General features: G+C 67.0%; 12 protein-coding genes. 7 read left to right on the top strand and 5 right to left on the bottom strand.

Features of this window, described 5'->3' with window-relative positions:
- Positions 1-35 precede the first annotated feature (35 nt).
- On the bottom strand, positions 36-10127 hold the full coding sequence (locus tag ABD231_RS19065) for a calcium-binding protein (RefSeq protein WP_344153325.1): 10092 nt from the start codon (positions 10125-10127) through the stop codon (positions 36-38).
- Between the two features lie 186 nt (positions 10128-10313).
- Here ABD231_RS19065 and ABD231_RS19060 point away from each other — a divergent pair, with 186 nt between their 5' ends.
- From ABD231_RS19060 to ABD231_RS19050, 3 genes are all read left to right on the top strand, one after another.
- On the top strand, positions 10314-11084 hold the full coding sequence (locus ABD231_RS19060) for a S1 family peptidase (RefSeq protein ID WP_344153322.1): 771 nt from the start codon (positions 10314-10316) through the stop codon (positions 11082-11084).
- 126 nt (positions 11085-11210) lie between these two features.
- Positions 11211-12794, top strand: a complete 1584-nt coding sequence (locus ABD231_RS19055) for a flavin monoamine oxidase family protein (RefSeq protein ID WP_344153319.1) — start codon at positions 11211-11213, stop codon at positions 12792-12794.
- The gene (locus ABD231_RS19050; RefSeq protein WP_344153316.1) at positions 12791-13447 is read left to right on the top strand and encodes a Rid family hydrolase; all 657 of its coding nucleotides are present in this window, start codon (positions 12791-12793) and stop codon (positions 13445-13447) included. The genes ABD231_RS19055 and ABD231_RS19050 overlap by 4 nt, the downstream gene beginning before the upstream one ends.
- 428 nt (positions 13448-13875) lie before the next feature.
- On the opposite strand, the gene aceB is transcribed toward ABD231_RS19050, so the two are convergent.
- From aceB to ABD231_RS19035, 3 genes are read right to left on the bottom strand one after another with little or no spacing between them, the layout of a single operon-like run.
- Positions 13876-15441 (bottom strand): malate synthase A, encoded by a 1566-nt coding sequence (gene aceB / locus ABD231_RS19045; protein WP_344153314.1) that lies wholly within the window; start codon positions 15439-15441, stop codon positions 13876-13878.
- Positions 15442-15487: 46 nt separating this feature from the next.
- Entirely contained in the window at positions 15488-16345 is an 858-nt protein-coding gene (locus tag ABD231_RS19040) for an LLM class F420-dependent oxidoreductase (protein ID WP_344153311.1), read from the bottom strand.
- Positions 16342-16896, bottom strand: coding sequence for a TetR/AcrR family transcriptional regulator (locus ABD231_RS19035; RefSeq protein WP_344153309.1), 555 nt, complete (start codon positions 16894-16896; stop codon positions 16342-16344). The genes ABD231_RS19040 and ABD231_RS19035 overlap by 4 nt, the downstream gene beginning before the upstream one ends.
- A 73-nt stretch (positions 16897-16969) precedes the next feature.
- Between ABD231_RS19035 and ABD231_RS19030 the strand changes: the two genes are divergently transcribed.
- From ABD231_RS19030 to ABD231_RS19015, 4 genes are all read left to right on the top strand, one after another.
- Positions 16970-18022, top strand: coding sequence for a glycosyltransferase family 2 protein (locus tag ABD231_RS19030; protein WP_344153306.1), 1053 nt, complete (start codon positions 16970-16972; stop codon positions 18020-18022).
- Entirely contained in the window at positions 18006-19169 is a 1164-nt protein-coding gene (locus ABD231_RS19025) for a hypothetical protein (protein WP_344153620.1), read from the top strand. The genes ABD231_RS19030 and ABD231_RS19025 overlap by 17 nt, the downstream gene beginning before the upstream one ends.
- A 212-nt stretch (positions 19170-19381) precedes the next feature.
- A complete protein-coding gene (locus tag ABD231_RS19020; protein ID WP_344153303.1) occupies positions 19382-20332 on the top strand; it encodes an aldo/keto reductase in 951 nt (316 codons plus the stop codon).
- Positions 20333-20342: 10 nt separating this feature from the next.
- Complete coding sequence (locus ABD231_RS19015) at positions 20343-20687, top strand: YciI family protein (protein WP_344153300.1); 345 nt, start codon at positions 20343-20345, stop codon at positions 20685-20687.
- Here the strand turns inward: ABD231_RS19015 and ABD231_RS19010 are convergent.
- The gene (locus tag ABD231_RS19010) at positions 20684-21115 is read right to left on the bottom strand and encodes a GNAT family N-acetyltransferase (RefSeq protein WP_344153297.1); all 432 of its coding nucleotides are present in this window, start codon (positions 21113-21115) and stop codon (positions 20684-20686) included. The genes ABD231_RS19015 and ABD231_RS19010 overlap by 4 nt on opposite strands.
- Positions 21116-21236 lie beyond the last annotated feature (121 nt).

Genomic DNA, 21236 nt, shown 5'->3' with positions numbered 1-21236 from the left:
ATGCATGCCGGGGTGGTTTCCCGCTGAGAGTTCACTCAATCCGCACAGGCCACCGGGTCGTCGAAGTGACCCGGAGTGGTCGGGTACGCCGGTCCGACCGCGTGCCCGTTGTAGTCGGGGTTGTAGGCGAAGGCCAGCTCTCGGTACGCCGAAGTGCCGGCCGTGGTGACGTCCGTGGCGCTGCGACCGGCCCCGGAGCCCCAGGCGAGCAGGGTCAGGTAGTCGTTCATGGCTGGGGAGTGCTGCCGTACGTCGTTGAATCCGCCGTAGGCCGCGTTGCAGTGCGTGAACAGGTTGTAGGCGCCGTTCCAGTCGATCAGGCGGTCACCCGGGTTCGGTCCGTTCTCTGCCACGTCAGCCTGCAGTACGTCGCGATCCCAGCCACCGTAGATCCAGTCCGTGCCCTGGTGGTGGCTGTTGTTCGCCAGGCTGGCCGGGTCGGCGGTGTCGTCGTCCTTGCCGGTCAGCTGGAACCACAGGCACGGGTCGACCGTGACGTTGTTGGTCGTGACCGGCCAGTCGCCCGGTGCACAGTTGCCCGGGAACGCACCACGCGGGTTGAAGTCGAGCAGGTCCGACCCGAGCACGTCCCGCTTCGCCGCATCCGACTCTCCGACCCCACCGAAGATGTGGTCGATGAAACGGTCGTTGGTCCCGCGGGCGTCCGGATCGAACGCACCGTTCTTCTGGCAGTCCGGTGTGGCCGCGTCGAGGACCGGGTCACAGCCCTTACCGCCCCACAGCACGTCCTCACCGTCGGCACCGAACACCTGGTCGCCGCCGGCATCGCCGTTGGCGAGGTCGTCGCCGTACCCGGCGTGAATGTTGTCCGCACCGGAGCCACCGCGGAGCCGGTCCCGGCCACCGACGGTGATGCCGTCGTGCGGCATCTCCACGGCGGTCGAGGCGCCGATCCACTGGTCACCGTCGACGTCGTGCTCGAGGTCGACCCTGCGGTCGTACGACGCACGCCGGAAGCCGACGTAGGTCTCGGCAGGCGGCGAGGTCAGCGTGAAGCTGAACTGCGCCGGGCTGTCGCCGGTGTCGAGGTACTGGTTCACCACGCCACCCCGGTCGCCGAGGATCGCGTCCTCGCCGGCCTCACCGGACACGGTGTCGTCGCCCAGTTCGCCGTACAGGTCGTCGTCGTCCGCGCCGCCGAAGATGGTGTCGTTGCCGTCCTGGCCCCAGACACCGTCGTCACCGGCCTCGCCGTACAGGGTGTCGTTTCCGAAGGCCCCTGCGACCTCACAGGTCGCCTGCGCCTCGGTACAGAACCGCGTGCTCGGTTCACTCAGGTCCGGATCGTGTATCCGGGCCACCGTCGCGTCTGCGGGCGGAGTCCCGTTCGGGTACCGGTCCGCGTAGACACGCTCGGTTGCGCCGGTGACAGTGCGGATCAACGAACCGTTGTCACCCAGTACGACGTCGTCCGCGCCGTCGGCCTCGATCGTGTCCCCGGTGTCCCGGAAGCCCTTGGCCGAGCTACCACCGATGAGGTCGTCCTGACCATCAGGTGCCAGCGCGCCCTCCAGGAGAGCCGCAGCACTCGCCGTACCCGGCCAGCCTGGGTCAGCGAGCGGCTGGACGGTAGTGAACGGCGAGTCCCCGGCTAGCGACAGGTCGCCCCGCAGAACGTCCGCACCGCCGTTGCCCTCGACGTAGTCGGCCCGTGCGCCGCCAGAGACGAAGTCACCACCGTCCTGGCCGTACACCACGTCCACACCGTCTCCACCGGAGAGGCGGTCCGCTCCGAACCGGTCTGCCGGCGGGAGCGCTGCCAGGTCGAGCCGGTTCACGATCCGCTTGGCCATCGGCGTACCGGGTGTGGAACCGAGCCGGACGGTGACCCGAGTCGGCGTCTGACCGACAGCGGGCCGCAGTACGGCGGCGTTGTCACCGGTGACCACGTCGTCGCCCGGACCGCCGAAGATGGCATCGGCCGTGTCCTGCTGACCGGTCACACCGGCCAGCGGTGTCGAGCTGCCGCCGACCAGGTCGTCGTCAGCCAGGTCACCCTCGATCCAGTCGCTCGCCTGACCGCCTTCGACGTAGTCGTCCTCGCCGTCACCCTTGGCCCGGTCGGTACCGCCCTGGCCGTAGAGCACGTCCTGGCCGCCGCCACCCGACATCTGGTCGTTTCCGGAGGTGTTGGCCGCCGGAGTCAGTCCTAGGTCGAGCAGGGTCACCACGTGGCCGAGTGCGAACCCACGCTGCCTGGTCACCGGAGTCGTCGTCGCCGGGTCGGTGGTCAGCGCGAGTACCGCGTTGTCACCGGTCAGCAGGTCAGGTGCCTCGTCACCGAACAACAGGTCACCCTCGTCAGGCCGTCCGACACCGGCCGAGGCCTGCTCGAACGAGCCACCCGCGATCGCGTCCTCACCCGCATTGCCGTGCACCACGTCGGAAGCGTTGTTGCCTTCCAGATGGTCGTTGTCGCCGTTCCCGTTCACGATGTCGCTACCGAGACCGCCGTACGCCGTGTCGTCCCCGTCACCACCGTGGATCCGGTCCCCCGTCCCCGCGGCCGGTGTTCCGCCATCGAGGTCCAGCGGTACGGCGAGCGCACCCACCGTGCCGTTGTCGCCGATGAGCCGGTCGTCGCCGAGGTCGCCGTACAGGTCGTCGTCACCGGTGTCGGTCCGGCCGGCTGCCCGGGTTCCGCCGTACAGCACGTCGTCGCCGTTGCCGCCGGTGATCCAGTCCTTGCCGTTGTTGCCTTCCACGACATCGGCGTCGAGACCGCCGTACTCGGTGTCGTCTCCGGTGTTGCCGAAGACCTGGTCGGCCCCGGCGTCGCCGTACAGGATGTCTGCGGCTGAGCCACCCCACAGCTGGTCGGCGTCGCCGCCGCCACGCAAGGTGTCCTTGCCTTCCTGGCCGCAGACCAGGTCGTTGCCTCCAGCAAGTTCTGCCAGGTCGTCGGCGCCACCGGCCGACACGGTGTCGATCGCAGCACCACCGAGGATCCGGTCGTTGCCGTCACCGGTCCCGGAGCTGGTCGACTCGCCCACCGGATCGGAATTGACCGGCGTACCGGCGACGCACTTCTCGTCGACGAGATGCTTGTCACCGAAGACCGTTGCCGGTCCATCGCCGCCGACGATGTGGTCGTTGCCCAGACCGCCGACAAGCGTCTTGCTGTTGGACTCGACGCCGGGCGGGAACGGCTGCTTGTCGACCTTGCGGAACGGGCCGAAGTTGACGCCGTTGACCTTGTCGTCGCCGGCCACCGGACCGACAGCCGCCGGCTCCGCGATCACGTAGTCGTCGCCAGGACCGCCGTACACGGTGTCGGTGCCATAGCCACCAGTCAGTACGTCGTTCTTCCCGCCACCGCGGATCGTCGCGCCCTGGTTGCCGAGCGAGTGACTGGTCACGGTCTCGATCGCGTCACTGCCCCAGACCTGGTCGTTGCCAGTGCCGGTGTCAACGGTGTTGACCGCACCAAGGTCAGGCGGCCCGGCGGCGTCCTTGTCGAACTCGCCTTCGGCCGCGGTGAAGATCCGGTCCGCGTTCGAACCGCCGGTGAGCAGGTCACTGCCACCGTCACCGATCAGCGTGTTGATCCCGGCCTTGAGTGAGCCGTCCGGTGCGTCGGCCGCGACCGCGACCTTGTCTGCACCCGCGTTTCCGCGAGCCCGGTTGGTTCCCAGACCGAGGCCGATCTGGTCGTCACCCGGCAATGTCCCCTCAGGCTGTGCTGTTGGGTCGACTGTCGCGAGCGTGGTCCAGTTGATGACGTCCGGCAACTTGCTCTTCCCGTTGCCGTCCTGCTCGTTGTGCTGGACGTCCTTCTCGAACCGCGCCGAGCCGAGCGAGGCGTCACCGGCGACCTTGTTGTCACCGTTGCCGACCGTGATGGTGTCCTTGCCGGAACCGCCCGCGACCACGGCCTTCGACGCCGCGCCGCCGGTGTCCCCGGTGACGATGATGTCGTCGCCGCCGCGACCGTCGACGTACGAGAGGCCGCGTCCGGTGGTGATCACGTCGGCCGCCTGGCCGCCGATCACGACCGCGTCCTTGTCGAACACCGCCGGTGTCTTGCCGGCGTTGTCGTCGGTGGTCTTCTTGCCGTCTCCGATGAACGTGACCGCCATCGGCTTGGTGTAGCCCTCGCCGTCGACCACGACCCGTTTCAGGTTCGGATTCAGGTACTCGCGCTGCTCACCGAGCATCTGTACGGCGAACCCGTCGAAGCCGCCGTCCACACCGGTCGGGTCGGCCTTGGTCTGCGCGTAGTGCAGCGAGATGACCTTGACGGTGTCCTTCTCAACTTCCTTCTTGTCGTTCGTCCAGGGCGCGCCGCGCTGGGCGTCCTTGCCCCACCGGCCGGCGAAGACCACGAGGGTGTCGTCGACCGTGCCGCCGAGTTTCGGTGGTGGTGGTTCACAGTCCGGTGCCACCGAGAAGTCGAGCAACGTCACATCGGCCAGTGTGAAGCTGAACGTGACCGAGAAGATGCTCACGCCGATGGTGATGTAGACCCGCAAGAACAACGACAGCCGGCCGCTGACCGTGAACAGACACAGCGGGTTGTTCAGTGCCGCGTGCAGGAACTCGCTGACCCGGAACTTGCCGTCCTTGTTCGGGTCGTTCCAGGAGAAGCCGATGGTCAGGCGCAGACCGCCTTCGATCCCGACCGTGATGATCACCGCGCTGACCGCGGCACCGGCCGCGATCTCACCGGTCAGCTGAACCACCGGCAGCGGCGCACCGGAGTCGTCGACCGTCTTGAAGAACAAGCCATCCAGTACGTCGACAGCTTCGATCGGAGCGCCGTTCTGCTGAGCCTCGACCGCCTTGCGGATCCCATAGGTGTCCAGACCCGCGACGATGCGCAGGCTCACCGACGCAGATCCGGCCAGCGTCACGAACACCGGCGGCGGCGCGTAGACCGGGCCGAACGCCTGTCGCCAACTGAAGCCGAGCGTGAGCGGTCCGGAGTCGAATTCGACCAGTGAGACGTCGCCACCCATCAGCAGGTTGAACGCGTTCTGCGGCTTCTCGAGGATCGGGAAGGTGAGCCCGGACTTCTCCGCGTCACCCTCGTCCGGCGCCAGACCGGCACCGCCGAAGATCTTGTGACCGGCGGCCTGCTCGTTCTGGTTCTTGTCGTTCAGCGCCGACTTGATCTCGGTCGGCGTCTTCTCGGTCACCTTCGCGTACATCTTGTCCGCGGTGGTCGGCGAGTTACTCGTACTGAGTGCCTTGTCCCCGGCGATCTCGAAATCACCGAGTGGCACGTAGCAGTCGTTCTGCACGTTCGGCTCGCACTTGGGCAAGCGGTTGATGAACTCGATCACGGCCTTGATCGTGTCGACGAAGTCCAGCTTCGGACCGCCGGCCAGCGTGCTGAACGCCTTCGCCAAGGTCATCAGCGTGACGTCGTCCCCACCGGCCATCCGGCTCAGGTCGGACAGCACCGGGATCGGCGCGTACAGCGTGTCCATGACCGGCTGCAGCGGTCCGGTGACCCGCTTCATCTCCTTGACCACGTCACCGAGCAGGCCTTCGAAGAACTTGCCCGCGCTGATCCCCACGTCCTTGAACGCGATGTACGGCGCTGCTGCCGCATCCGGAGCCTGGTTGTCGAAGCCCCACTTGAGCTGGAAGTTCGCCCGGACTCCTGGGAACGCCGAGTCGACGTTGGCCTCGACGATCCAGTCGATCAGGAAGTCGCCCTTGATCGCGACCCCGAACAGCCCCTCGGTCTTGCCGAGGTCGGCGAACTTCAGTCTCGCGTCCGTCGGCGTACAGGCGGCTTCGTCACCCTTGAAGCAGCTGCCTTCGCCCGGGGACTTCAGGTCGATCTGGAAGGAGCCGGCGAACAGTGGCGCGGCCGGATTGTGCCCCTCACCTTCGGCCTTGGCCACGTTGATCTTGATGAAGGCGAGCTCGGCGACCATGGTGCTCGGGAGGTCGAAGGCCAGGCCGACCTGCAGCTCGGGCAGTGCCTTGGTGTCCGGTCCCCAGCCGTCGTGCGTATTGATGAAGAAGCCGTCCTGCTTGGTCAGGCCCATCCGGAAGTGCAGGGCGAACCCGGCCGCCACCTTGATGCCCTTGGTGCCTTCCTGGCCTTGCCGCAGCGCCAGGCCCGGGATCCCGATGTCGAGTGGGATGTCCTTCTTGAAGCAGGGCTTGGGCGCGCCCTCGTCCACACACCCCTGGGCCTGCGTGACCTTTCCGCGTTGTGCGGTGAACTCGAGGAAGGCACCCTTGATCTTGTCCAACGGACAGACCTCGAGCGCCTCGGCGCAGTCGAAGGTCACCTTGATGTCGGCGGCCGCGATGTTCACGTCGCCCAGCGCCGACGCCAGGTTGTTGTTGATGAAGTCCGCGAACTCCTTGGAGTTGGCCGGGCGGCCGCCACCGGGGAGCTCGTTCCAGATCGAGGCGCGCAGCTTCGCCCGCAGGTCGCCGATGAAGTTCGCACCCTGCTGGAGGTCGTCGCCGACCAGCGGGAGTTTGCCCTGCAGACTCGCGGTCCGGAAGGCCTGCTCGACTGCGGCCAGGTAGCTCTCGATACCGTCGCCGAAGTTCTTGAAGTCCAGCAATGCCGCGCCGATCCGGCTGCCTAGATCGGCCGGGAGCTCCAGCTCCTTCAGCGCATCATCGGGTGCGGGCAACGAGTCGTCGAGGTCGACCAGGTCGGCCGGGTTCGTCGAGTCGGGCACACGCAGAGCGATCTTACCGATCGCGGTCCACCCGGTCGGCGTACCGGTGTTGTTCAGGTAGATCGGCAGGTTGCCGCAAACCATCTGCGGGGTCGCGATCGTCTCACCGCAGTTCACTGTTCCGTTGGTGGCGTTGAAGTTCACGCCGACCGCAGTCATGAAGTCGCTGAACGAGACCGGAGTATCCGCGGTCGCACCAGTCTTCGCGAGCGCGATGCTCAGGTCGGCCTTGGCCTGCGCCTTCTGATCGGCCGGCGCATCAGCGGTCGGGTTGCCGAGGGCAATCGACAGCGGGCCGATGACACCTTGGATGACGCCGTTCTCCAGTTTCGCCTTGGCACCAAGGCTGATACTCGAGTCCTCGAGGACCTTCAGCGAGGCCGCGTCAGCCGGGCCTTCACCAGCCTTCAGCGGTACGACCAGGCCGACCTTGACCCGGCCGTCGACCTCTACCTGGGCGAGGCCGCTGGCCTGCGCACCGGCGAAGGTCTGGTCGGAGCCGTTCAGCGAGCCCAGCGACAACTTGATCGGCGAGCCCGCGCGGTACTTCCGCTTCCAGTCCACGTCGAGGACCAGGTTCGGTTCGTTGTTCTTCTCCAGGTAGCGGAACTTCACGCTGTCCATGCCCAGCGCCTTGTTCAGCAGGTCAACCGCGTCCTGCAGGCTGTCCGGGGTGTTCGCCAGCAACTGGTCCGTGACGTCGTCCAACGCCGAGCGCATCATGTACGCCGTACCGGCCGCGGGCGCGGGTGCCCAGGGCTTCGTCATCGTCAGCGTCTTGCCGTCACCGGAGACCGCCTGCACGATCGCCACCTGGGAACCGACCACGATGGACCGGCCGACCAGTGACTGCGAGAACAGCTCGGCGTCCTTGCGGGTCGCATCGGTCAGGGTGTTCTCGCCGTACGTGACACCGGGACCGGCGTTCGATTCGTCGCTCACCAGTAGGTCGCGCAACGACTTGCCGAGACCGGGAATCTCCTTGTCGTAAACGCCCGAGCCGGCGCTCGTGTTCGCCTCGGCGAGCTGCTGCGAGAGCGTCTGCAACGTCTTGATCAGCGCGGTGAACAGCGCCTTCGGATCGTCCTTGTCGAAGTCCAGCTTGAAGAGTTCACCGAGGTCGCTGGTGTCGATCTTCCCGCCGTCAGCCTTGGTCAGATCATCCCAGCTGGCCTTGAACGTGGTCGACGCACCGGCGGGCAGGAACTGTTCGGCGCCGGGCACGGTGACCGCGACATCGCCGTACGCGCGCACGTTCACATCGACGTCCAGCAGCGCGGCCGGCGAGTTGACGAGCTGCTTGAACAACTCCGAGATCCGCAGATCACCTTGGTTCTTGAGACCGAGCGTGAGCATGTGACCGGTCGCCGTACCGCCGGAACACGTTGCCGGGAGCGACGAGTTGCAGACCTTCAGCTGCCCCTTGAGCAGCACCTTGAAGAAGCCCGCGTTCGCGGTCAGGTCGACGCCGGTGTCGATCGGGAAGTCGGCCGACAGCAACTCCGAACCGGTCCGGATCAGCACCCGGTCGGTGTTCAGCGGCAACGCCGGTACGACGGTGTCCAGCGGACCGTTGTGCTGGGTGAACGGGCACGGTTCGTTGTTGCCGAGGAAGCCGACACAGGCCTGACCCGTCTTCGGGTCCTGCAGATCGAGAACGACGGTCAGGTTCGCCTCGAACGACGGGGTGACCTTCGCGAACGTCTGGTCCGCGTTGGCGTTGACGATCCCGTGACCGCCCTCGTCGACCTTGTTCGCGAAGCTGACCGCGCCGACATGCGGCTCGGAGCCCGCGATCACGTACGGCGTGTCCTTGGCCGGCGCACCGCCGATCCAGTCCTGCTTCAGCGTGATCGTGCTCGGGTCGTTGCCGACCACCTCACCGGCCGACGTACCGGCCACCACTCGGCGGCCCACCCACTGGTCGGTGGACCAGCCGGCGCCGGCCACGGTCAGCGTCTTGGCGCCGTACGTCGCTTTGTTGCCGGAGGCCTCGATGCTGATCGGGTCGAGGTCGGTCTGCGGACTGGACTTCGACATCTTCAGCGTCCAGGCGAGTTTGCTCGCCGTGGCGTCCCAGTCCAGGTTGCTCAGGTCGATACCAGTCGCGGTGTCGAGTCGCTTCAGGAGATCCTGCAGCGAGGTGAACTTGGGCTTGCCGGCCTGCGTCGGGTCACTGACGCCTTGGACGAAGCCCGGCTGACCGGGGGCCGGCTCGGTGTTCGCGGCCAGGAAGTCCTTGAGCACCTTGTTGGCCTGGATCGCGTCGGACAGCGTGCCCTTCATGAACGGCAGGTCCAGGTCGCCGACGGTCGGCAGCGCGCCTTCCTTGTCCGGGTCGAACTTCGCCTTCTGGACAGCGGTCAGCGTCGCGACCAGCTGAGCGAGTCCCTCGGCCAGGTCCTGCAGGCTCATGTTCTGGAAGCGGCCGACCGTGCTGGCGAGATCCGGTGCGCTGACGACCGGGGCACCGGTTCCGATGTCGTCCCAGTCGACCTTGACTGTCGTACTGATGTTGGTGGGCAGCGTGGCCGGGATGCCGGCTGCGGCGGCGCCGAGCTGGAAGGTTGCGTGCACCGAGCCGCGGGAGTTCGCGTCGGAGTCGTCGATCGGCTGCGAACCGAGCGTGTCCAGGCCGACGTTGAACAGACCCTCGAGCGAGCCCTGCTGACCGAGTTCGCCGGTGGCGCCGAAGAAGAGTTTGCCGTCGTTGTCCGGGTCGTTGAGCGTTCCGGCGAAGTGCGCGTCGACGTCGAGTGACGAGCCGGTGAGCGAGACGCCGAGGATGCCGATCGCGGCTTGGGCGGTGGCGTTGTCGATGCTCGCGTGGGCGTCCACGTCGAGTCGGGGGGTGGTGCTCGAGCGGACCAGGTAGACCTTGTCGTCGGCGATGCCGGTCCAGACCACGCTGAGCGCGAAGCGGGACTTCAGGCTGACCGAGACGCCGTCCGACACCGCCAACTCGACCTTCGGCGAGGCGCTGCTGACTCGAAGGTCCTGCTTGGTCACGCTGCGAGCCAGCGTCGCGACGATGTCGAGCTTCTTGCCGTCACCGAGGTCGCTGACCGAGGTCTTCAGATGGCCGGTGCGATCACCGTCGATGGTGATCGCCTTGTCGACCTCGAGATCGCCGAAGTCGGTCGCGGTCTTCAGTTCGTCCGCGATGCCCTTGGCAACGAAGTCGTTCAGCCCGAGCAGTCCGCCGGGACTTGCCCCGATCAAGGGGAGCTGATCCTTGAGCTTGTCGACCGCGGCCAGGCCGGAGGTCCACGCGGCCAGGCTGTCCGCCTCACCACCCGCACCGAGCATGGCCAGCAGATCATCCACACCCGCCTCGGCCGCGCGCGCCTGTTGCGGCGTGTAGACGATCATCCCGACCAGCAGGCTGAGGGCGGCAACGATCGCCGTCAACCGCGAGTGGACGAGCATGCGAGCACGACGAATCCCCATGATGTGTGCACCCCCGCGGCCCAGGAATCCGCGCTCCCCCCTAGGTCGCGCAGTGGGCGACCCCCCGGCCGCGCTCCGACGGTATGTGCCCAGAGTGACGCTGGCAATACTTCAAGTGCCCTTTGGGGCAGACATCATCTGCCTACTTAAAGCACTCAATGGGTGACGTGGAGTAAGTTCGACCGCATGCTGAAGCGGACTGCCGCCCTGATCACCGTCTTGTTGCTGAGCACAGCGGGAACCGCTTCGGCTCGCGAACCTCTCGTGGTTGGCGGGACCCTCGCGAGTGTCAGCGAAGCGCCCTGGGCGGTCGTGCTCACCAACACTGCGGCGACGCGCGAGTCCAAGCGCTGGTGTGGCGGCGTCCTCGTGGCCGCGAACAAGGTGCTGACCGCGGCTCACTGCGCCGGCGAGCGCGTGGCGTCGTACGGCGTCATCCAGGGCCGGGCCGACTTGACCGACCACTCGCTGGGGCGGTTCTCCGCGGTCAGCAAGGTCTGGGTGCACCCGGCATACAGCACCGCGACCAATCGCAACGACTTCGCGGTCCTGACGTTGAAGAAGCCGATGACCGGAGTCCCGGTGCTCCGCCTCGAAACGAATCCGAAGGCGGATCGGCGCGGCGCCGTACCGACTGTTTACGGTTGGGGCGACACCGCGGATACCGGGCCCGACGACACATTGCAGAAACTCGCCGTACCGGATCTCGGTGATGCGACGTGCCTGGGGATCAAGGGGTACGCCGAGAACGGTTACACGGCGGCCGCGAACATCTGCGCCGGTTACATGGATGGAACAGGCGACGCCTGCCAAGGCGACTCCGGCGGCCCACTGGTGTTGAACGGCCGCCTACTCGGCATCGTCTCCTGGGGCCGGGGGTGCGCAGAACCTCAGTATCCCGGGGTTTATGCGGAGATCGCCCCAGTGGCCAAGACGCTGGTTGAACAGGTTCGTTAAGCAGAAACATACCTGTCAGTACCGGCGTCAGGACGTCATCGCGCGGACACAGGGCCCAAACACTTTGTCCTTACCTTTCTGGTCAACAAGGGGACCGTTCCTCCCCGTTGCCAGTGAGGAGAAGGCATGGCGCAGACCAGACGTCACTTCCTGCAACAGGTCGGTATCACCGGCGGTGCCGGTGTGCTCTACTCCACGATGTCCGCCCTCGGTCTGACCGGACTGGGCGAAACCCCCGCATTCGCGGCCCCGACGCGGGTCGATCTGAACGGCCGGCCCCGCAAGCACGTGGTGATTCTCGGGGCCGGGATCTCCGGGTTGACCTCGGCGTACGAACTCCTGAAGGCCGGCTACAAAGTCACCCTGCTCGAGGCTCGGCAGCGACCGGGCGGGCGCAACTGGACCGTTCGCGGCGGGACCTCCGAGACCGACCTGGCCGGTAACACTCAGCGGGCGAAGTTCTCGCCCGGTCAGTACATGAACGCCGGTCCAGGGCGGATCCCGCAGCACCACGTGACGCTCGACTACTGCCGTGAACTCGGCGTCGCCATCGAGCCGTTCGTCAACCAGAACGCGGACGCGTACCTGTACCGCGAGGGCACGACAGCCCTGTCCAACAAGCCGATCCGGCACCGCACCGCCAAGGCCGACGTCTACGGATACGTCTCCGAGTTGCTCGCGAAGGCGACCGATCAGGGAGCGCTCGATTCCTACCTGACCGTGAGCGACAAGCAGGCGCTGATCGGATTCCTGACCAGCTTCGGCTCCATCTCGAACAAGGCCGGCGACTTCAAGTACACCGGGACCGACGGCCGCCGCGGGTACACGGTCGAGCCAGGTGCCGGAACCGAAGGCGGTACGACGGAATCGCCGTACGCGCTGAGTGATGTCTTCGCGAGTGGGGTCGGGAGCTACTTCTCGTTCGAGTTCGGCTGGGACCAGGCGATGATGATGTTCCAGCCGGTCGGCGGCATGGACCGGATCCCGTACGCGTTCGAACGCGCGATCGGCCGGGAGAAGATCCAGTACGGCGCCGAGGTTCTGGGACTGCGGAACACGCCGACCGGGGTTCAGGTCACCTACAGCACGGGTGGTCGGCCGCGGGTGCTGGCTGCCGATTTCGCGATCTGCAGTCTGCCACCGCATATCGCCGCGAAGATTCCGTCGAACCTTCCGACGCCGATTGTCGACGCACTGAAGTACGCGCGGCCGAGCAACGCCGGCAAGATCGGGATCGAGTACGGCCGTCGTTGGTGGGAAGAGGACCTGCGCATCTACGGCGGCATCACCAACAGCAACCTGGACACCGTCAACACGTGGTATCCGTCGACCGGCTTCCACGGCAGCCGCGGCACGGTGATCGGCTACTACAACACCGGCACCAACGCGAACACGTACGGAGCCCTCACCCCGGCCGCGCGATTCCAGCGAGCCGTTGCCCAGGGCACCAAAATGCACGGTGACGTCTACGGTCGCGACATCTCGGCATCGTTCTCGGTCGACTGGGCCTCGGCGAAGTACTCCGAAGGTTCGTGGGTCGGCTGGCCCTCGCAGACCGAGGGCACCTACCAGCGCCTGCTCGAACCCACCGGCAACGTCTACTTCGCCGGCGACCATCTGTCCCACGCGATCGCCTGGCAGCACGGCGCCATGACCTCGGCCCGCGCCACCGTGACCGCGCTACACCACCGGGTGGTGACTTCTCGATGAAGCTCAGGTTCTTAACCGTCGGAGTTGCGGCAGTCGTCGTCTCGTTCACCGCAGGCGCTGGTACGGCGGCCGGCTGGTGGGACAAGCCGCGTCCACCCCGACCCGGAACCGTCGTACCGGCTCTCCCCGCCGGGCAGGCCAACCCGATGATCGCCACCGGCGTCGGCATCGGCGCGAACACCCCGATCTACAAGACGAGCGGCATCGGCCCGACCGCGCTGAACACCGCAGCTCCGGCCGGAACAGAGGCGTCGTACATCGACACCGCCATCTTCCCCGGCGGCACCTTGTCAGCGGGCGTCACCATCACCGAGGCCCAAGGCATCAACGTCCTCCGCCGCATCGGCGAAAACCTCCAAGCCGCCGGCCTCACCTACGCCGACGTCTACACCATGCGCGTCTTCCTCCAGAACCCCACCGGCGCGGCTACCGCCGACTTCGCCGGCTGGAACCGCGCCTACCGTCAGTACTTCGCCAACACCGACCTAACCACCGGCAAATACACCCCAGTCCCCCTAGGCACCGGCGTACCCGCCAAACCCTTCGTCATCAACAAATCCCGCCCCTCCCGCTTCGCCCTAGAAATCGAAAACCTCCCCGTCGGAGGCTGGCTAGTCGAAGTAGAAGTAGACGCCGCCTACCCGAAGCACTAACCCCGCCCGCCCCGGCCCGGCCCGCGCGCATTTGGTGGGTGCACCGACCGGATTGGGGGTTCCCACACCGAATTCCGGTACGGGAACCCCCACGTTCGTGGGGTAACCCCAAGGCCGGTTAGTTAAGGCAGCTCGGGCGACCCAACTCCCCAAACCGGTTCGGGGAGCGCCAGCGCACCGCCCGTAGCCATTCGGGGAGGATCCACCCCCCAAATACGACCGATATCCACCCCACACCAGTTCAACCCCGGCCGACATCCTCCCCAAACCGGTTTGGGGAGGACCCACCACGCTTTCCACACGACCGGGGAGCCCTACCCGCCGATTCGGTGGGGTAGCGCTCCCCAGCCTCGCCGTACAGCACCGCTCTCGACACCACCCCCGAACCGCTTAACTAACCGGCTTTGGGGTGCACCCACCAAATGCGGTCAGGCGAAGCGGTCGTAGGCGGGGAGGGTCAGGAAGTCGACGTAGTCGTCCGCGAGGGCTACTTCGAGGAAGAGGGAGCGGGCGGACTGGTAGCGGAGTGGCTGGTCGAGGGCGGCGATCTCTTCGTCGGCTAGGCGTTCGACCAGTTCGGTGGTGATGGTTGCGCCGGTGTCCAGGACTACGCCGTTCTTGCGCCATTGCCAGATCTGGGAGCGTGAGATCTCGGCGGTGGCGGCGTCCTCCATCAGGTTGAAGATGCCGACGGCGCCGGTGCCTTCGAGCCAGGCGGCGAGGTATTGGAGGGCGACGCTGATGTTGTTGCGGAGGCCGGCTTCGGTGACCTCGCCGGGGGTGGCGGCGACGTTGAGGAGTTGGTCCGCGGTGACGTCGACGTCCTCGCGGAGTTTGCCGAGCTGGTTCGGGTTGTCACCGAGTACGGCGTCGAAGACCGCGCGACACGTGTCGACCATGCCGGGGTGCGCGACCCAGGAGCCGTCGAAACCGTCGCCGGCCTCGCGGGTCTTGTCGGCCTGGACCTTCGCGAAGGCCTGTTCGTTCACGGCCGGGTCCTTGCTCGGGATGAACGCCGCCATACCGCCGATCGCGTGTGCGCCGCGCTTGTGGCAGGTGCGGACCAGCAACTCGGTGTACGCACGCATGAACGGCACGGTCATCGTCACACTGTTGCGATCGGGCAGCTGGAAGTCGACACCGCGGTCGCGGTGGGTCTTGATCACGCTGAACATGTAGTCCCAGCGGCCCGCGTTCAGACCGGCCGAGTGCTCACGCAGTTCGTAGAGGATCTCCTCCATCTCGAACGCGGCGGGGTAGGTCTCGATCAGGCAGGTCGCACGGATCGTGCCGCGCGGAATACCGAGGGCCTCCTGCGCGGTCACGAACACGTCGTTCCACAGGCGCGCCTCGAGGTGCGACTCCATCTTCGGCAGGTAGAAGTACGGTCCCTGGCCGCGATCGAGCTGCAGCTGTCCACAGGCAGCGAAGTACAACGCGAAGTCGACGAGCGAACCAGAAACCGGCTCACCGTCGACCAGAATGTGCTTCTCGGGCAGATGCCAACCCCGCGGCCGTACGACGATGGTCGCCAGCTCGTCATCGGGCTTCAGCGCGTACGACTTGGTGTCGGTGCTGAAGTCGATCTGCCGTTTGATCGCATCGAGCAGGTTCAGCTGACCGCCGACCACGTTCTCCCAGGTCGGCGTGTTCGCGTCCTCCTGGTCGGCGAGCCAGACCTTCGCGCCGGAGTTCAGCGCGTTGATGGTCATCTTCCGGTCGGTCGGCCCGGTGATCTCCACCCGGCGGTCGACCAGCCCGGGCGCCGCCGGCGCGACCCGCCAGTCCGGATCGTCCCGGATGTCCTTGGTCTCGGCCAGGAACCCGAGATCCGCCCCGGCTGCGATCGCCGCGATCCGCCCGGTACGACGAGCCAGCAGTCCCTGCCGACGCCCGTCGTACTCGCGATGCAACCGCTCGATCAGACCGAGCGCGGTCTCGGTCAGGATCTCGTCGTACCGCTCGTTCCGGGTCCCGATCACCTCGATAGCCATGAGGCTCACCTTATCCGGGGTGATCGCCGGCCGGTCGCCCCTCAGGTCACCCCAGCGTCGGCAGGACCTCGCGGAGGAGTTGGGCGTGTTCCTCGGGACGCGTGAGCCCGAAGTTCATCGTGTTGACGCACAGGTGGGTGGCACCGAGGTCGCGCCAGGCGTCGGCGTACGCGCGCCACTCCTCCTGCGGCACCGCATTGAGCGACAACCGAGCCTCGATCCCGATCTCGCCCGGGTCGCGCCCCGCCCGCTCAGCGGCCTCCCGGATCGTCTCGAGCTGCGCGCGCATCGCCTCGTCCGGCCGCCCCTGCGGCATCCACCCGTCGCCGATCGCACCGGTCCTTCGCAGTACGGCGTCCGCTCCGCCACCGAACCAGATCGGGATTCGCCGACCGGGCAACGGGTTGAGCCCGGCCTCCGCGACACGGTCGAAGCGGCCTTCATAGGTGATAACCGGGTCGGCCCAGAGTTTGCGGAGGAGCTCGACCTGCTCGGTCATTCGGGCACCGCGCTGAGTGAACGGTACGCCGAGAGCGTCGTACTCGACGTGGTTCCAGCCGATGCCGACGCCGAGCCGCAGCCGCCCACCGGACAGGACGTCGACCTCAGCCGCCTGCCTCGCGACCAGCGCCGTCTGCCGCTGCGGAAGCACGAGGACACCAGTCACAAGCTCGAGCGAAGTGGTGATCGCGGCGAGGTAGCCGAACAGCACGAAAACCTCGTGGAACAAGGACTTGTCGGTGTACCCGGTCCAGCCCGGACGGTTCGCCGGATCCGCACCGAGAACGTGGTCATAGGCAAGCACATGCGTGTACCCGGCGTCCTCGACCGTCCGCGCCCACTCCCGCACGACCGCAGGATCCGCGCCGATCTCGAGCTGCGGAAAGACCGCTCCGATCCTCATGCTTCGATCAACTCCAGGAGTCCTTGGATCGCCAGATCGAACGGCTCGGTCGAGTCCGCCGCCCGAGCCAGCACATAACCACCTTGCAGTACGGCGGCAATCGTCGCCGCGAGCCGGTCGGGGTCGATCGTTGCCGCGAACTCGCCGTTCTGCTTGCCCTCAGCAATCACCTCGGCCAGCCGGCCGCGCAACCAGGTGAACGTCTCGTCGACCGGTGCCCGCAACTCCGGGTCCGCGACCACCTCGGGATCCGCGGTCAGGCGGCCGATCCGGCAGCCCCGCAACACGTCCCGCTCGCGGCCGAGATACCTCGCGATCCGTTCCCCCGCCGTACCGGCTCCGCCCAGCAGCTCCTCGGCGGCGGCCCGCATCTCGACCCCGGACCGCTCGATGGCGGCCTTCGCCAGCTCGGCCTTGCCGCTGAAGTGGTGGTACATGCTGCCCTGCCCGGCGCCCGCGGCGGCCTGGATCGCCTTCGGGCTGGTGCCGACGTAGCCCCGCTCCCACAACAACTCCTGCGTACTGCGAATCAACCGCTCGACCGTCTCCACGCCACCACTGTACCCAGAGGTACAACATCTCAGGTGGCTGACAGCAGAGCCGGACCGATAGTCTCGGGGGACTATGACCACCAGTGTCGCCATTGCGGTAATCACGTTTAGGCGGCCTGGTCTGTTGCGGGGTCTGTTGGCGAGTTTGCAGGCCCAGGAACTGCCTGCGGGTTCGGATTATTCAGTCCGGATAGTGGTCGTCGACAACGATGCCGAGGGCACCGCTGCCCAGGTCGTTGCCGCCTTCGACGGCGATCGGTACCCGATCGAGTCGGTGGTGGAACCGGAACCGGGGATCCCGTTCGCGCGCGAGCGGTCGGTGGAACTGTGCTGGAACGACGACGCGCTGATCTTCGTCGACGACGACGAGGTGGCGCCGCCGTACTGGCTCGCGACCCTGCTCCAGGCCTGGGAGAAGACCGGGGCCGACGTTGTCACCGGCCCGGTCAAGGGCAACCTCCCCGAAGGCGCCCCGCCGTGGAACCACTACAGCGACGTCCACGACTCGACCGGCCGGCACACCACCGGCCTGGAGTTGCGCAAGGCGTACACGAACAACACGCTGGTCAGCCGGCGGGTCTACCACACGGTCACGCCGGGCTTCCATCCCGCGTTCCGCTACACCGGCTCCAGCGACCTGCACTTCTTCCTGCGGGTGCACCGGGCCGGTTTCCGGATCGTCTGGTGCGAGGAGGCCGTGATCGCCGAGGAGGTCCCGGCCGCGCGGACCACGCTCAGCTGGCTGGTACGGCGTGCCTTCCGCTCCGGCAGCGGGGACACGATCAGCCGCCTGCTGATCCGTCCGGGCGCGGTCAGCTACGTCCTGGTGCTGGCCTATGCTTCGGCCCGGGTGGTCTCGGCGATCGGTTACGCGCTGGCCGGACTGCTGCTCGGCCGGAAGACGCACCTGCTCAAGGCAGTCCGCCGGTTCTTCTCCGGTATCGGCAGCCTGGCGGGCATAGTGGGGATCAATCATGACGAGTACCGGGAACGGCACGGCGCCGAACACGACGGTGGCGAGCCTGTGCCGGGCGATCTGGCAGGTGGAGCGGGACCTGAGTCTCCTCGACTGGCAGATCCGGGGCACACACCCGTGGCCGATCATCCGGATGCGCGTCTTCCATGAGCTGACCCGTCGTTCCGGCATCCACGGCGTTCCACACCCGGTACGGCGTTCTACCGGCGACAAGCTCGGTCTCATCGGGCGACACGTGGCCGGTCTCGCGACCCGCAACCCGTTCCTCGGCCGGTACTCCTCTCTCGTCGTACCGCATCCGCGGAAACCGGACGGTGTCGAGATCTACACCTCCGAACTCCGCGCTGCGCTGGGGCCATCCGCGTTGATCCTCGACTCGGGAATCAACGGCGTACCGCTCCCCGGCAGTCGCAACCTCGACTTCTTCACGTCAGCTTTCGGCGCGGTGCATTCACGTTCCGCCGACGACCCGCTCGGCATTGCGGCCGCATTGAAGGAACTGACCGGTGTCTCGGTGCCGATCAGCGCACTGCTCGCCCGCGAGGTGCCCAAGCATCTCCGCCTGCGCGCGCTCTACCGCAAGCTCTTGAAGCGCCACGACATCAAGACCGTGTACGTCGTCGTCGCCTACTTCCACCAACACATCGTCGGCGCCGCCCGCGACCTCGGCATCCGCGTCGTCGAACTCCAGCACGGCGCCATCAGCCCCTTCCACCTCGGCTACAGCTACCCCGGCCGCCCGGTAGTCGCCGATCAACCCGACGAGCTGTGGACCTTCGGTTCCTACTGGTCGACCATCGCCGACCTCCCCGCCGGAATGCGCACCTCCGTCGTAGGCGCGCCCTACCTCCCCACCCCCGGCCCGAAGGACCCGTCACTGGCGGTCTTCCTCTCCCAAGGCACCACCGGCGGTGATCTCCTGCAGGTCGCCGAATCCGTAGCCAAGGCAAACCCCTCGCTGAAGGTCCTCTTCCGCCTCCACCCCAGCGAGCACCCCGCCGACTACACCCCCTCGCCCGCCGTCCACCTCTCCACCACAGGCAACACACTCGACCTGCTAGCGAAGGCGACGTACCAGGTAGGCGTCTCCACCACCGCCCTCTTCGAAGGCATGGCCCTAGGCTGCCGAACCGCCGTAGCCAACCTCCCCGGCCACGAATACCTAGCCACCCCCATCACCTCAGGCCACGCCGTATTGCTGAGCGACCCCACCGCCCTCACCACCGCCCCCCTCTGCCCCACCCCCAACATCTACTACGCCCCCACCGCCCTCCCCCACCTAGTCCACCCGATCTGACCACCCCTGACTCCCCACCCGCGCCCAAGGGTGCGCCCGCTGCTCTTTGTGCACGAACCCCCACTTTGGGAACCCACCAACCAAGAATCCCCTCAGGAAATGGTTGGTGGGTGCTCAAAGATGGACTCCGTGCTCAAAGGTGGGCGGGCGTGTCTTTGGAGCGGTTAGCGGGGGCGAGGGGAATGTCGGTGGGGGCTTCTAGGGTCGGCGGCATGCGGAGTGTGGAGTTGGGGCGGACGGGGTTGCGGGTCAGCAAGTTGGGGTTGGGGCTCGCCTCCATCGGGGGGATGTTCGCGGCGGTACCGGAGTCGCAGGCGATTGCGACGATCGACCGGGCGTGGGAGCTCGGGGTGCGGTTGTTCGACACGGCGCCGGTCTACGGGTACGGCGTTTCCGAGCAGCGTGCCGGATTGGCCCTCCGCGGCCGCCCGCGGAACCGCTTCGTGCTGTCCACCAAAGTCGGCCGCCTGATCGAACCCGGCGGACCCGACCTGCAACCGATCTGGGCCGAACCACCCGCCGGTGTCGGACCACGCCTCGACTACTCGTACGGCGCGGTGATCCGCTCGTTCGAGGCGAGTCTCGAGCGGATGGGGATTGACCGAATCGACATCCTGCACATCCACGACCCCGACCTCGATTTCGCGACCGCCTCGACCGACGCCCTCCGCGCGCTCAACGAACTCCGCGGCCGCGGCGCGATCCGCGCAATCTCCCTCGGGGTGAACCACGCCGACGTCGCAGCCCGCTTCCTCCGCGAGACCGGTACCGCCGGCCCGGACTGCATCCTGCTGGCCGGTCGCTACACGCTGCTCGACCGCTCCGCGACCGACGAACTGCTACCCCTGTGCTCGAAGCTCGGCGTCGCCGTCCTCGCCGCGGGGGTGTTCCAGGGCGGGGTGCTCGCGGACACCGCCCAAGGCGCACCGCACGGGTACGCGCGAGTGCCCGCCGACCTCCTCGCCCGCATCGACCGACTCCGCGAGCTGTGCCGCCGGTACGACGTACCGTTGCTGGCGGCCGCGATTCAGTTCCCGCTGGCGCATCCCGCCGTACCGGCTGTGGTTGTCGGGGCGCGGAGTCCGCAGGAGATCAGCGAGGTCGCGGGCTGGCTGGAACACGCCATCCCGGAAGCCTTCTGGGCAGAGCTCTCGACCTACTAAGGTCGGCCCTATGCGGTTCATGCTGCTCCACAAGACCAACGACGGACTCGAAGCCGGCAACCCGCCGGACCCCGAGATCCTGGCCCGCGCCGACGCGGTCCTCGAGGAGATGCGCCAGGCCGGCATCCTCCTGGTCGCCGAAGGCCTGATGCCCAGCGCCAACGGCGCCCGCATCTCCGTCGCGCAACCCGGCCCGCCGCGCGTGGTCGACGGCCCGTTCGCCGAAACCAAGGAACTGGTCGCCGGCCTCTCGATCATCCGCGTCGACTCCAAGGAAGACGCAGTCCGCTGGGCCCTCCGCTTCGCCGAGGCCGACCCCTACACCGAGATCGACATCCTCGAAATCGCCGGCTAAAGCGTGTAGTGCAGGATCGGATACGGCTTGTTGGTCGAATCCCGCTCACTCCTGCCCACCAGCGTGAACCCGTACTGCTCGTAGAACCCCACCGCCTGCGCGTTCTGCTCATTCACATCAACAGCAGTCGCTGCAAACTCCTTGCAGGCATGGTCGAGCAGCAACGTCCCACCACCCCGCCCCCGGTACGCAGGATCCAGAAACAACATCTCGACATTCCCCTCGGCCACCCCCACGAACCCAATCAGGTAGCCGACCTCATCCCGCAACCCCGCCAACTGCGGAATCCCCGCAATAGCCTCCCGCACCAAAGGCCGGAACACGTCCAGATCCGCCTCAGTAACAAAGTCATGAGTAGCCCGAACCGACGCCTCCCACAACTCAGCCGCCCGCCCAAACTCCCCCGCCCGAACCACCCCGATCTCCATCCCACCAACGTTAGGTACCCCCGAACCCAAACGCCATCACATTTCCTCCCACCCGCCACCCCCACGCCGCACCCACCCGACCACCCCCCACTTGTGATGGCCCCCAGGTCCGCCCCCGCGG

Origin of the sequence: Kribbella yunnanensis, assembly GCF_039529655.1 — a bacterium.
Taxonomy (GTDB): Bacteria; Actinomycetota; Actinomycetes; order Propionibacteriales; family Kribbellaceae; genus Kribbella; species Kribbella yunnanensis.
Note: the sequence above shows the minus strand (reverse complement) of the source record. Positions and strands in the feature narration are given on the sequence as shown.